This window comes from Roseovarius azorensis, assembly GCF_900109455.1.
Taxonomy (GTDB): Bacteria; Pseudomonadota; Alphaproteobacteria; order Rhodobacterales; family Rhodobacteraceae; genus Roseovarius; species Roseovarius azorensis.
In genome coordinates this window covers 119,107-130,813 of record NZ_FOAG01000002.1, presented here as the reverse complement: position 1 = coordinate 130,813, position 11,707 = coordinate 119,107, and the positions used below count along the sequence as shown (strand labels likewise).

The following is an 11,707-nucleotide window of genomic DNA, read 5'->3' as shown; positions in this document are numbered from 1 at the left end:
CTCAGGCGGCGGCTTGCACTTGGGTGATATCCTCGACCATGCTTGCGATCAGTCCGCTCAGGCTGTCGCCGCGTGCGCGGGCCGCGAAATTCAGCGCCATGCGGTGCGCCAGCACCGGCTGCGCCATCGCCGCCACGTCGCTTGCGTCGGGCGCCAGGCGGCCCTGCAGCATCGCCCGCGCGCGCACCGTCAGCATCAGCGCCTGCGCTGCGCGCGGCCCCGGACCCCAGGCGACGCTCTCGCGCACTGTGGAGCTGGCGGTCGCATCTTCGGGACGGCAGGCGCGCACGAGGTCGAGGATAACCTCCATCACCTTTTCGCCCACCGGCATGCGCCGCAGCATCCGTTGCGCGGCGATCAGTTCGGTGGGGTCAAAGACAGCATGCGCCTCATCTTCTTCTGCGCCGGTCGTGGCGAGCAGGATCGCGCGTTCCGTGTCGCGGTCGGGATAGGGCACCTCGATCTGCACCAGAAAGCGGTCAAGCTGTGCCTCGGGCAGGGGATAGGTGCCCTCCTGTTCGATCGGGTTCTGGGTGGCGAGCACATGAAACGGTGGGGCGAGCGGCCGGTTCATCCCGGCCACCGTCACCTGCCGCTCCTGCATCGCCTGCAAAAGCGCCGATTGTGTGCGCGGGCTGGCGCGGTTGATCTCGTCGGCCATCAGAAGCTGGCAGAAAATCGGCCCGTCGATGAACTTGAAGGCGCGCTTGCCATCCTCGGAGGTTTCCAGCACCTCACTGCCCAGGATGTCGGCGGGCATCAGGTCGGGCGTGAACTGCACCCGGTTGGTGTGCAGGCCCATCACCGTGCCCAGCGTTTCGACCAGCCGGGTCTTGCCCAGACCAGGCAGACCGATCAACAGGCCATGTCCGCCGCACAGAAGCGCGGACAATGACAGATCGACCACCCGCTCCTGCCCGATGAACCGCCGCGTGATCGAGGCGCGCGCGAGGGCGAGTTTGCCTTCCAGCGCATCGAGATCGGCCAGAAGATCGGTGTCGTCGGTCATGGCAATACTCCCTTTCGGACTGTATCCTAAGGGTAGAGTGTATAGCGCGATAGAGAAATGGCAAAAGCAATGAGCAAGGACTCTCTCACAACCCCGTCAGCCGAGGGAATTGCCGCCTCTGCCCGCGTTGCCGCAAAGAAGAACAGGGGCCTGCCGCCCGTGCATCTGTGGAATCCGCCGTTCTGTGGCGATCTGGATATCAGGATTGCCCGCGATGGCACATGGTTCTATCTCGGTTCGCCGATCCGCCGACCCGAACTGGTGCGGCTGTTCTCCGGCATCCTGCGGCGCGAGGGGGATGCCTATTTTCTGGTCACCCCGGTGGAAAAGGTGGGCATAACCGTCGATGACGCGCCGTTCGTGGCGGTGGATTTCGAGGCGACGGGCCGTGGCGCAGCGCAGTCCCTGCGATTCGAGACCAATGTCGGCGATCATGTCACCGCCGGCCCTGAGCACCCGATTCGCGTGGTGCGGGATGCGGCAAGCGGAGAACCCGCGCCCTATGTGATGGTGCGCGCGGGGCTTGAGGCGCTGATCGACCGCAAGAGTTTCTATCGGCTGGTCGAGATCGGCCAGCACCATGAGGGATGGTTCGGCCTCTGGTCGGGGGGCGAATTTTATCGCATCATCCCAGAGAATGAGTTGCCGGAGGGCTGAGACATGACCAAACCTGTTGCCGTGATCGTCGGGGTGGGCGACGGCCTGTCGGCCTCTCTCGCGCGGCTATTGGCGGCGGAGGGCCATGCGCTGACGCTTGCCGCGCGCGACGCGGCCAAGCTGGATGCGCTGGCGCGGGAGACTGGCGCGCGGGCGGTGGCGCTGGATGCGCGCGATCCGGCGGCGATGGCGCGGCTGTTCGACGATCTGCCCGATACGCCACGCGTGGCCGTCTACAACCCGTCGCAGCGTGTGCGTGGCCCGGTGACGGATCTGGATCCGGAGGAAGTGCGCGCGGCGGTCGAGGTGACGGCGCTTGGGGCGTTTTACATGGCGCAGGCGGCGGCGCGGCGGATGCTGGCGGCGGGGCCGGTCAACGGCGTGTGCGGCACGATCCTGTTCACCGGGGCCTCGGCGGGGGTCAAGGGATTTGCCAAGTCGGCCACCTTCGCCATGGGGAAATTCGCGCAGCGCGGTCTGGCGCAGAGCATGGCGCGTGAATTGCACCCGCAGGGCATTCATGTGGCCTGGATCAATATCGATGGGGCGATCCGCAATCCGGGACGGACAGAGCCGCCGGACAACCCCGATTCGATGCTGGATCCGGACGCCATCGCACGGGCCTATCTGGATCTGATCCGTCAGGACCGATCAGCATGGAGCGACGAGATCACCCTGCGCCCCTGGGTCGAACGGTTCTGATCACGCGCGGGCAAAGAGCGCGCGCAGCCGGGGCCAGTACAGCTCTACCAGCACGCAACCGGTGACCAGCACGATCGCCAGCATCTGCAATATGGTTGGAAATGAGCCGAGGATCAGGATCGCCAACGCCGCGGCGATGATCGGCTTGAGGAAAAAGAGATACGAGGCGCGGGTGATGTCCGGTGCCGCCGACAGCCCGCCGAACCACATCAACTGCGTGATCGTGGTGTTCCACAACGCCAGTATCACCAGCGACCAGGCGGCCAGCGCCGGTTTCTCGGCGATGCTGACCGGGTTGACCCAGGTGCCCCAGGCCACGCCTACAAGCAGCCACAGACCGATGCCGCCGATCATCATGGTCAGCGCGATGATCCTGAGACCCCCGTGCCGCCCCATTACCGGCTTGATCAGCACCGCGTAGAACGACCCGAACGCGGCACAGCCAATCGCCAGCAGCACGCCCGGCAGCGTGCCCGCCTCGCCCGCCAGTGTCGTCAGAGCGCCGTCGGTCAGCAGCACCGCGATGCCCAGCACCGCCAGGACGCCGGTCACCATCTTGACCGTGCCCGGATGCACGCCGTTCAACAGCCAGTTGGCGATGCCGACAAAGATCGGGATCGTCGTGGTGACGGTGGCCACCTGAATGACGGTCGCGTAATCCAACGCCCAGTGGAAGAAAAGATAGGTCACGGTGACGCCCATCACTGACAGCCAGACGATATTCAGCCCCTCCTTGCGCAGCGGGGTTATGAGATCCCGGCTGTCGCGGTCCCAGAGCGCCCAGAGGATAAGGCCGAAACCGCCCAGAAGGTAGCGCCAGACAGAGGTTTCTGGCCCGGCGACGCCGCTCAGCTTGGCGAAGAATTCAGAACTTGCGTGCCCGCAGACGCCGATCATCACCGCCGGATAGGCCCATTTTTCGGGGATGTTCATGCGACGGTCTCCGTTGCGAAACGTGCAAGGCTGGCCGCCAGCCGGTCCGGCGCCTCCTGTGGCAGAAGATGCCCTGCCTCGGCCCAGTCCTCGCGCCGGGCGTCGGGCAGGGTGGCATAGAGCCGATTGACGATGTCGCGGTCTAGGAATACCCGGTCCTGAAGTCCGGTGATGACCAGAACCGGCAGTGTCAGCGCGCTGTAGTCAAGGTTCCAGTCGGTCGCGGCGGCATTGCGCATGAGGTTCATGTGCCCGTGTTCCGGCGGCAGGGGCGTGTAATCGCCTCTGAGGAAATTGGCTCGCGCCTTAGCGGCAAAATCGCCATTGACCAGCAGCGGAAAGAGTGCGTCGAGAAACAGCCCGACGCCACCATGCGCGACGATCCGCGCCATCGCGGTGTTGACCCAGTCGATGCGCGGTCCGATCTCGCGCAGCGTGTTGAGCAGCACCAGCCCCGCGGCCCCGGCCCCGTTCAGGACGGCGCGGGCGGCGTAAAGTCCGCCGATGGACAGGCCCACCAGAATGGGCCGCGCGGGCTTCAATTCGGCCAGTAACCGTTCCAGGTCCGCCACGATCACCTGGTCGGTCAGTTCCAGCGCCGGACCGAAGGGCGAATCCGCTTGCCCGCGAAAATTGTAACTGAGCGTGCCGAAGCCTTGGGCGCGCAGGGCGGGGGCGACAGATGCCTCCCACGCATCGGTCGATCCGGTCAGCGCGTTCACGAACACAAAGGTCGGCGCGCCGGGCTGTGTGGGGGGGTGGTGCAGGTAGAACAGGGCGTCATTTTCACTCAGGGCAAGGTGCATCCGACTCTCCTGCGTGGTTTATGTTCGATCACGCTAGGCGGCGGCGCGGGCGGGATCAAGACGCAAGGGTGTGATGGCGGGGAGGATCGCCGGGTTTCTCCGCGTCTGCGCGCTGAATTTCGACGCCATGTTCATTGCAAAATATGGTAAATGCCGTCGCGCGTGACGCAAAGCGCCAATATTCAGTGAGAAAGGGACAAAAATGATTCAGGAGTTCAAGGAATTCATCGCCAGGGGCAATGTCATGGATATGGCTGTCGGTATCATCATCGGCGCGGCCTTTACGGCGATTGTCAGTTCTCTGGTTGCCGATCTGATCAATCCGATCATCAGCCTGTTCCTGGGCGGAATTGATTTCTCGGGCCTTTATGTGCTGCTCGGTTCGGGCGACTACCCCTCGATTGCCGCCGCCGAAGAGGCCGGGGCCGCCGTGTTCGCCTATGGCCGGTTCATCATGGCGGTGATCAATTTCCTGATCATCGCATGGGTGGTCTTTCTGCTGGTCAAGGCGGTCAACCGCGCCCGGCCCGCCAAGGCAGAGGCGCCGGTCGAGGATCCGGGTCCCACAGAACTGGACATCCTGATGGAAATCCGCGATTCTCTGAAGAAATAAGTTAGCTGCACGGCTGAGGGTCCGCTACCCGGCGGACCCTTTTGCATGCCCTGCGGCTGGCGCTCAGAGTTCAGGAAAGGAGAATGCGATGCAAGAGCTGACATCCGAAATCGGCGCCTATGGCCCGCTGGTGCTGAACGCCGCGAAGGCGTTTGCCGTTCTGGTTGCGGGCTGGATGGTAGCCGGGATCCTGAGCGGCATTGTCCGTCGCCGGGTGAACGCCAGCAAGCGGATCGACCAGACGATCGGAAGCTTTGCGGCCTCTATCGTCAAGTGGGCGATCCTCGCCATGGTGCTGGTTGCGGTTCTGGGGATATTCGGCATCGAGGCGACAAGCATCGTCGCGGTTCTGGGCGCGGCGACGCTGGCCGTTGGTCTGGCATTGCAGGGGACGCTCAGCAATCTGGCGGCGGGACTCATGCTGGTGCTGTTCCGCCCCTACAAGCTGGGTCAATACGTGGATATCGGGGGCACTTCGGGCACGGTTGTCGATCTGAACCTGTTTTTCACCGAACTGGCCACGCCGGACAATGTGCAGATCATCATGCCCAATGGTCTGGCATGGGGCGCGGTGATCAACAACTATTCGCATCATCCGACGCGGCGCTGCGATCTGAGTTTCGGGATTGATTACGCCGATGACGCGGATCAGGCGATCGCGATCATTCTGGATCTGGCGCGCGCCGATGGCCGGGTGCATGCCGACCCCGAGCCCTGGGCGCGGGTGGTCAGTCTGGGCGACAGCAGCGTCAACATCGGTGTGCGGCTCTGGTGCGATGCGGCGGATTACTGGAATCTGAAATTCGCCATGACCAGGGCGGTGAAAGAGGCGTTCGACAAGGGCGGGGTCACGATCCCCTATCCGCATTCGGTCGAGATACAGAAACCGGCCTGAGCCCGTACCCTCTCAGGCCCTGTGATAGGGGCTACCCGCGAGAATGGACGCCGCGCGATAGAGCTGTTCGGCCAGCATCACGCGGGCCAGCATATGCGGCCAGACCATGCGGCCGAAGGACAGGCAGAAATCGGCGCGGGCGCGCAGATCGGGTGCAATCCCGTCCGCCCCGCCGATGACAAGGGCCAGATCGCCACAACCGGCATCGCGCCAGCCCGCGAGATGTTCGGAGAACTCCGGCGAGGTCAGCAGCGTGCCCCGCTCATCCAGCGCCACGATCACCGATCCGTTCGGTATCGCACGCGCGAGCAGCGCCGCCTCCGCGGCGATACCGCCGCCCTTTTTATCCTCGACCTCGTGCAGGCGCAGCGGGCCAAGTCCGAGTGCGCGCCCCGTTCGGTCGAACCGGGTGAGATAGTCGTCGATCAATGCGCGTTCCGGGCCGGTCCGCAACCGGCCCACGGCGCAGATGTGAACCCGCATTCAGACCTGAGACGCTGCCGTCTGCCCGGTGGGCAGCCACATCTTCTCAAGCTGATAGAATTCGCGCACCTCGGGGCGAAAGACGTGGACGATCACATCGCCGGTGTCGATCAGCACCCAGTCGCCGGTTTCCTTGCCCTCGGTGCGGGCGAGAACACCGTGCTCCTGCTTGAGCCGGTCCACCAGTTTTTCCGCAATCGCCGAGACCTGGCGCGAGGATCGGCCCGAGCAGACCACCATGTAATCGCCAATTGCAGTCTTGCCGCGCAGGTCGATCTGCACGACATCTTCGGCCTTGTCATCGTCAAGTGAGGTCAGGATCGCCGCAAGCTGCGCTTCGCTGTCTGCGGTCATCACGGGCACCATCGCAAGTGCCCCATGGTCAGCGGCTCCGGCCGCGTGGGTCGTAAAAGACAGGACATTGTCCTCCTTGGCTGCGCACCGCACAACCCCGGTGCCGGGTATGAGATCAACTTAGCAAGAGCAATGTGACTTTTCAATGAACCGTAACGCCAAGGTGAAAGATCGCGCGCCAATGTGCTGCAAATTTGCCCAGATGCTGGATTGACATGCGGTCGGCCCCCTCACAAGGCCGCACTGAACAAGCGACGAAAATCAGGTTCTTTTCTGCGGCGCAGACGGAGGAGACCATGACCACAGCCCTGATTACCCATCCCGATTGCCTGGGTCACGAAACACCCCCCGGTCATCCCGAACAGGTGGCCCGGCTGGAGCGCATCCTGACCGCGCTCGAGGACAGGGATCTGGTCCGGGTCAGCGCGCCGCTGGTGGCCGAGGACGATCTGCTGCGCGTTCATCCCCGGCGCCACGTCGAGGCGGTCCGTGCCGCGGCGCCCATCTCTGGAATCGCGCAGCTTGATCCAGACACATGGATGTCATCGGGCACCCTTGCCGCAGCGCATCGTGCCGCCGGGGGGGCGGTGCGCGCCGTCGATCTGGTCCTGTCGGGCGAGGTGCGCAATGCCTTTGTCGCCGTGCGCCCGCCGGGGCATCATGCCGAGCGCGAGACGGCCATGGGCTTTTGCCTGTTCGGGAATGTTGCGGTGGCGGCAAAACACGCGCTGGTGCATCACGGGCTGGCGCGCGTCGCGGTTGTGGATTTCGATGTGCATCACGGCAATGGCACGCAGGACCTGCTGGAGGACGAGCCACGCGCACTATTCGTTTCGTCGCACCAGTTTCCGCTCTGGCCTGGCACGGGAACAGCGGACGAGACGGGACCGCATGACACGATCCTCAACCTGCCGCTCGCGCCTGGCACCGGCGGCGCGGAGTTTCGCCGCGCCTACGAGGAAAAGGTATTCCCCCGCGTGCAGGCGTTCAAACCCGATCTGATCCTTGTCTCTGCCGGGTTCGACGCGCATCGCGATGACCCGCTGGCCGAACTGATGCTGGATACCGGGGATTTCGCCTGGGTCACCGAGCGGCTCTGCGATCTGGCGGATACGCTGAGCGGCGGTAGGCTGGTGAGTTGTCTTGAGGGTGGCTACAACCTCCATGCCCTGGCCGAGAGCGTGGCGGCGCATGTCGATGTGCTGATCGCGCGTGGTGCAGCATAACCCCGTCCTACAAGGAAAAACAATAGATGCGTGCCGGTCTTGCCCTTCTGTGCCTTGCCTATGTGCTCAGCCAGTTCTTTCGCGCCTTTCTGGCGGTGCTCAGCGGACCGCTGGCGCGTGACATCGGCGCCACGTCTGACGATCTTGCCTTTGCCTCGGGGCTGTGGTTCCTAGTCTTTGCGGCGATGCAATTGCCGGTGGGCTGGGCGCTCGACCGGGTGGGGCCGCGCCGCAGCACGGCGGCACTGCTGTTGGTCGGCGGTGGCGGAGGGGCTGCGCTGTTTGCGCTGGCCACGACACCGCTGCACATAAACATCGCCATGGCGCTCATCGGCGTCGGCTGTTCGCCGGTGCTGATGGCGTCCTATTACATCTTCGCCAGACAGTTCCCGCCCGCAAAATTCGCCACGCTGGCGGCGCTGATGCTGGGGGTTGGTTCGGTCGGCAATCTGGTCGCCTCTTATCCGATGGCCTGGGCGGCCGAGACGATGGGCTGGCGCGCGGCGCTCTGGGGGCTGGCGGGGATTTCGGGCGCGGTGGCGCTGGGCATTCATCTGCTGGTGCGCGACCCCGACGCGGTGACCGGCGAGGCGCGCGGTTCGGTTCTGGATCTGATGAAAATGCCTGCGCTCTGGGCGATCCTGCCCCTTATGTTCGTGGCCTATGCCCCGGCGGCAGCGCTGCGCGGCCTCTGGGCCGGACCCTATCTGCATGACATATTCGGGCTTGATATCGGTCAGGTCGGGCAGGCGACGCTGGTGATGGGCCTTGCCATGATCGCCGGAACGCTGGTCTATGGTCCGCTGGACCGGGTGTTCAACAGCCGAAAATGGGTGATCTTCACGGGCAACCTGATCTGCGCCCTGGCCACGCTGACGCTGATGGTGCTGCCCGACAAGAGTCTTGCGCTGTCGGTCGCGCTGCTGGCTGTCATCGGGTTTTCCGGGGCATCGTTCCCGGTCATCGTTGCGCATGGCCGCAGCTTTATCCCCGCTCATCTGGCGGGGCGCGGTGTGACGCTGCTCAATCTCTTTGGCATCGGCGGGGTGGGTGTGGCGCAGTTCGCATCGGGGCCGCTATATGCTTCTGCCGCCGCTACCGGGGCGCTTGCGGGCTACATCGCGCTGTTCGCGCTGTTTGGTCTCGCCCTCGTTATTGGTCTTGTGATCTATCTCTTCAGCCGCGACAGTATGGGGTGACCCCCCTTTCACCTTGACCGCAATCCCTGTATGACGCGCCTCGCAACCCCCGGTTCAGGAGGCATGAAACACATGGGTTACAGAATCGCCGTCGTCGGCGCCACGGGCAACGTGGGGCGCGAAATGCTGAACATTCTGGCCGAGCGCCAGTTTCCGGCCGATGAGATCGTGGCGCTGGCCAGCCGCCGCTCTCTGGGCACCGAGGTCAGTTTTGGCGAGCGCACTCTCAAGACCAAGGATCTGGATACGTTCGACTTCACCGGCTGGGATATTGCGCTATTCGCCATCGGCTCGGACGCAACCAAGACCTATGCGCCCAAGGCGGCCAAGGCGGGCTGTATCGTGATCGACAACTCCTCGTTTTACCGCTACGACCCGGATGTGCCGCTGGTGGTTCCGGAAGTGAATGCCGAGGCGGTCGAGGGCTATGCGAAGAAGAATATCATCGCCAATCCCAACTGTTCCACCGCGCAGATGGTGGTGGCGCTCAAGCCGCTGCATGACCGCGCGCGTATCAAGCGCGTCGTCGTCTCGACCTATCAGTCGGTCTCGGGTGCGGGCAAGGAGGGTATGGACGAACTCTGGGATCAGACCAAGGCGGTCTACAACCCGACCGATGACAAGCCCGCCAAGAAATTCACCAAGCAGATCGCGTTCAACGTGATCCCGCATATCGATGTGTTCCTCGAGGACGGCCAGACCAAGGAAGAATGGAAGATGGTCGCCGAGACCAAGAAGATCCTCGATTCCGCAATCAAGGTCACCGCGACCTGCGTGCGCGTGCCGGTGTTTGTGGGCCATTCCGAGGCGATCAACATCGAGTTCGAGGATCACCTTGACGAGGCGGAGGCGCGCGACATCCTGCGCGAGGCCCCCGGCATCATGGTGATCGACAAGCGCGAGGATGGCGGATACGTGACGCCCATCGAGTGCGTGGGCGATTACGCCACCTTCATCAGCCGCATCCGTCAGGACCCGACGATCGACAACGGTATCAACCTGTGGTGCGTCAGCGACAACCTGCGCAAGGGTGCGGCCTTGAATGCGGTGCAGATCGCTGAAACGCTGGGGCAGCGGGTGCTGAAAAAGGGCTGATTTTCGCCTATGCTCAATGTTTTCAAAGGGGTGCCCAACGGCACCCCTTGTCTTTTTGTCCCTGTCCTGAGCAGTTTCGTGCAGATGGCTACCGAACGGAGTGTTCCATGCGTGCCCTGACCCTGATGCTTGCTCTTGCCCCCGTCCCGCTCTGGGCGGGGGATATCCCGCTGACCAGCCGCGTGAGCGCCGTCACGCTCTATCCGCAGGGTGCGACGGTGACCCGCGAGGCACCGTTTGCCGCCCCTGCCGGTCAGCACGACCTGATCCTGGCCGATCTGCCGCGCGATACACCGCTGGCCTCTGTCCGGGTGACGGCGGATGGCGCGCGCCTTGGGGGCGTGACCACCCGCAGCGATTACGTGCCACCTCGCGACGCGGCGGACAGCCCCGCGCTGGTCGCGGCCCGCGCCGAGGTGGAGCGACTGGAGGATGCCCTGCGGGAGGCGCGGGCGGGCATCGAGGATATCGCGCTCGAGGCCGAGGCGGCGCGCGCGCGCATCGCCTTTCTCGACCGGATCGGGCAGGCAGAGGGCGCGGCGGCGCTTGGCACTGACCGCCTGCGCGAACTGGCGGAAATGATCGGTGCGGAAACGCTGGCCGCCTGGCAGGCCGAGGCCGAGGCCACGCGCCGCGCAGAGGCGGCGGAACGCGCGCTCAAGGATCAGAAAGAGGCGCTCGACAAGGCGCGCCAAGCGCTGAACGCCCTTGTGCCCGAGCAGGAGGCGCGCGCCATGCTGGCGGTGACGGTCAGCACTGAGGCTGCGGCGACAGGCACGCTGAGCGTGACCTATACCATTGCCGACGCGGGCTGGCAGCCGCTCTATGATCTGCATCTGGCGCGCGACACGGGCGCGCTCAGGATCGAGCGGGGGGCATTCGTGCAGCAAGCCACCGGCGAGAACTGGCAGGATGTGGCGCTAACGCTTTCCACCCTGCGCCCGTCGGAACAGACCGAGCCGGGCCGGATCTGGCCGTGGATTCCGCGCATCGAGGATCCCGACACGATCCGCCCCCTGGCCCGCAAGGAGGCCGATGGCGGGCTGATGTCGATGGCAGCGCCGATGGCCGAAGCCGCAGCCCCCGAGGTGGCAAGCGCCAGCTTTGACGGGCTGTCGGTGACCTACAGCTATCCCGTGCCGGTAAGTGTCGCTACCGGCGCGGATCGCGTGCGGCTGATGCTGGGACCGCTGGAAACCAGCGCCGATCTGGTTGCGCAGGCGGTGCCGATGCTGGATCAGACCGCCTATCTGGTGGCGCGGTTCACCAATGACACCGGCGAGTTGCTGTTGCCGACGCCCGAGGCTCGATTCTACATGGATGGCCGTTATGTCGGGCAGCGCTGGGTGGACATGATGGCGGCGGGCGCGGAGGCCGATCTGTCGTTCGGCCCGATCGAGGGGCTGCGCCTGTCACGGCTGGTGACGGACCGTAACGAAGGCGACCGGGGGTTGATCACCAGATCGAACGAGGTGACCGAAAGCGTCGAGGTCGAGGTGGAGAACCTGACCGATCAGGCATGGCCTCTGCGGGTGCTGGATCGGGTGCCCGTCTCTGAACAGGAGGATCTGAAGATCACATGGCAGGCCAGCCCCGTCCCCACTGTTCAGGATGTGGAGGGACAGCGCGGCATCCTCGCATGGGAGTTTGACCTGCCCTCGGGCGACACCCGGACAATCGGTCTGCAAACACGCATGGCATGGCCCGAGGACAAGGTTCTGCGCTGAGAGGACAT

General features: G+C 64.5%; 13 protein-coding genes. 8 read left to right on the top strand and 5 right to left on the bottom strand.

All coding sequences use genetic code 11. The features are described from left to right. Nucleotide 1 precedes the first annotated feature (1 nt). Nucleotides 2–1,009 carry an AAA family ATPase gene (locus BSG08_RS03890; protein ID WP_093032377.1) on the bottom strand — a complete coding sequence of 336 codons (1,008 nt, stop codon included), beginning with the start codon at nt 1,007–1,009 and terminating at the stop codon, nt 2–4. Between the two features lie 69 nt (nt 1,010–1,078). On the opposite strand from BSG08_RS03890, the gene BSG08_RS03885 reads away from it, so the two are divergent. Both BSG08_RS03885 and BSG08_RS03880 read left to right on the top strand, forming a co-directional pair. Beyond that, nucleotides 1,079–1,666: a DUF1285 domain-containing protein gene (locus BSG08_RS03885; protein ID WP_093032374.1), complete on the top strand. Its 588-nt coding sequence runs from the start codon at nt 1,079–1,081 to the stop codon at nt 1,664–1,666. A 3-nt stretch (nt 1,667–1,669) separates the two neighbouring features. Further along, on the top strand, nt 1,670–2,368 hold the full coding sequence (locus BSG08_RS03880; RefSeq protein WP_093032372.1) for an SDR family NAD(P)-dependent oxidoreductase: 699 nt from the start codon (nt 1,670–1,672) through the stop codon (nt 2,366–2,368). Here the strand turns inward: BSG08_RS03880 and BSG08_RS03875 are convergent, their stop codons facing one another. Then, nucleotides 2,369–3,301 (bottom strand): DMT family transporter, encoded by a 933-nt coding sequence (locus BSG08_RS03875; RefSeq protein WP_093032369.1) that lies wholly within the window; start codon nt 3,299–3,301, stop codon nt 2,369–2,371. Then, entirely contained in the window at nt 3,298–4,107 is an 810-nt protein-coding gene (locus BSG08_RS03870) for an alpha/beta fold hydrolase (RefSeq protein WP_093032366.1), read from the bottom strand. Before BSG08_RS03870 ends, BSG08_RS03875 begins: the two co-directional genes overlap by 4 nt. 202 nt (nt 4,108–4,309) lie before the next feature. Between BSG08_RS03870 and mscL the strand changes: the two genes are divergently transcribed. Together mscL and BSG08_RS03860 are read left to right on the top strand one after the other, a co-directional pair. Beyond that, on the top strand, nt 4,310–4,720 hold the full coding sequence (mscL, locus tag BSG08_RS03865) for a large conductance mechanosensitive channel protein MscL (protein WP_093032363.1): 411 nt from the start codon (nt 4,310–4,312) through the stop codon (nt 4,718–4,720). 88 nt (nt 4,721–4,808) lie between these two features. Continuing rightward, nucleotides 4,809–5,615: a mechanosensitive ion channel family protein gene (locus BSG08_RS03860; protein WP_093032361.1), complete on the top strand. Its 807-nt coding sequence runs from the start codon at nt 4,809–4,811 to the stop codon at nt 5,613–5,615. Nucleotides 5,616–5,627: 12 nt separating this feature from the next. Here BSG08_RS03860 and rlmH read toward each other — a convergent pair whose 3' ends face one another. Together rlmH and rsfS are read right to left on the bottom strand one after the other, a co-directional pair. Further along, nucleotides 5,628–6,098: a 23S rRNA (pseudouridine(1915)-N(3))-methyltransferase RlmH gene (gene rlmH / locus BSG08_RS03855; protein WP_093032358.1), complete on the bottom strand. Its 471-nt coding sequence runs from the start codon at nt 6,096–6,098 to the stop codon at nt 5,628–5,630. Next, nucleotides 6,099–6,464, bottom strand: coding sequence for a ribosome silencing factor (gene rsfS, locus BSG08_RS03850; RefSeq protein ID WP_093032355.1), 366 nt, complete (start codon nt 6,462–6,464; stop codon nt 6,099–6,101). A 284-nt stretch (nt 6,465–6,748) separates the two neighbouring features. Between rsfS and BSG08_RS03845 the strand changes: the two genes are divergently transcribed. The 4 genes from BSG08_RS03845 (at nt 6,749) to BSG08_RS03830 (ending at nt 11,699) form a co-directional block, all read left to right on the top strand. Then, entirely contained in the window at nt 6,749–7,678 is a 930-nt protein-coding gene (locus BSG08_RS03845) for a histone deacetylase family protein (protein ID WP_093032352.1), read from the top strand. Nucleotides 7,679–7,704: 26 nt separating this feature from the next. Beyond that, nucleotides 7,705–8,877 (top strand): MFS transporter, encoded by a 1,173-nt coding sequence (locus tag BSG08_RS03840; protein WP_093032349.1) that lies wholly within the window; start codon nt 7,705–7,707, stop codon nt 8,875–8,877. A 72-nt stretch (nt 8,878–8,949) separates the two neighbouring features. Further along, complete coding sequence (locus BSG08_RS03835) at nt 8,950–9,972, top strand: aspartate-semialdehyde dehydrogenase (RefSeq protein WP_093032346.1); 1,023 nt, start codon at nt 8,950–8,952, stop codon at nt 9,970–9,972. Between the two features lie 107 nt (nt 9,973–10,079). After that, the gene (locus BSG08_RS03830; protein WP_093032343.1) at nt 10,080–11,699 is read left to right on the top strand and encodes a DUF4139 domain-containing protein; all 1,620 of its coding nucleotides are present in this window, start codon (nt 10,080–10,082) and stop codon (nt 11,697–11,699) included. Nucleotides 11,700–11,707: the final 8 nt, after the last annotated feature.

Bases quoted from the DNA above. Each gene is read 5' to 3' on its own strand.
- BSG08_RS03885 (WP_093032374.1), top strand. From the start codon at position 1,079: ATGAGCAAGGACTCTCTCACAACCCCGTCAGCCGAGGGAATTGCCGCC.
- rlmH (WP_093032358.1), bottom strand. From the start codon at position 6,098: ATGCGGGTTCACATCTGCGCCGTGGGCCGGTTGCGGACCGGCCCGGAA.
- BSG08_RS03870 (WP_093032366.1), bottom strand. From the start codon at position 4,107: ATGCACCTTGCCCTGAGTGAAAATGACGCCCTGTTCTACCTGCACCAC.
- BSG08_RS03875 (WP_093032369.1), bottom strand. From the start codon at position 3,301: ATGAACATCCCCGAAAAATGGGCCTATCCGGCGGTGATGATCGGCGTC.
- BSG08_RS03880 (WP_093032372.1), top strand. From the start codon at position 1,670: ATGACCAAACCTGTTGCCGTGATCGTCGGGGTGGGCGACGGCCTGTCG.
- BSG08_RS03845 (WP_093032352.1), top strand. From the start codon at position 6,749: ATGACCACAGCCCTGATTACCCATCCCGATTGCCTGGGTCACGAAACA.
- rsfS (WP_093032355.1), bottom strand. From the start codon at position 6,464: ATGGTGCCCGTGATGACCGCAGACAGCGAAGCGCAGCTTGCGGCGATC.
- BSG08_RS03830 (WP_093032343.1), top strand. From the start codon at position 10,080: ATGCGTGCCCTGACCCTGATGCTTGCTCTTGCCCCCGTCCCGCTCTGG.
- BSG08_RS03890 (WP_093032377.1), bottom strand. From the start codon at position 1,009: ATGACCGACGACACCGATCTTCTGGCCGATCTCGATGCGCTGGAAGGC.
- BSG08_RS03860 (WP_093032361.1), top strand. From the start codon at position 4,809: ATGCAAGAGCTGACATCCGAAATCGGCGCCTATGGCCCGCTGGTGCTG.
- BSG08_RS03835 (WP_093032346.1), top strand. From the start codon at position 8,950: ATGGGTTACAGAATCGCCGTCGTCGGCGCCACGGGCAACGTGGGGCGC.
- BSG08_RS03840 (WP_093032349.1), top strand. From the start codon at position 7,705: ATGCGTGCCGGTCTTGCCCTTCTGTGCCTTGCCTATGTGCTCAGCCAG.
- mscL (WP_093032363.1), top strand. From the start codon at position 4,310: ATGATTCAGGAGTTCAAGGAATTCATCGCCAGGGGCAATGTCATGGAT.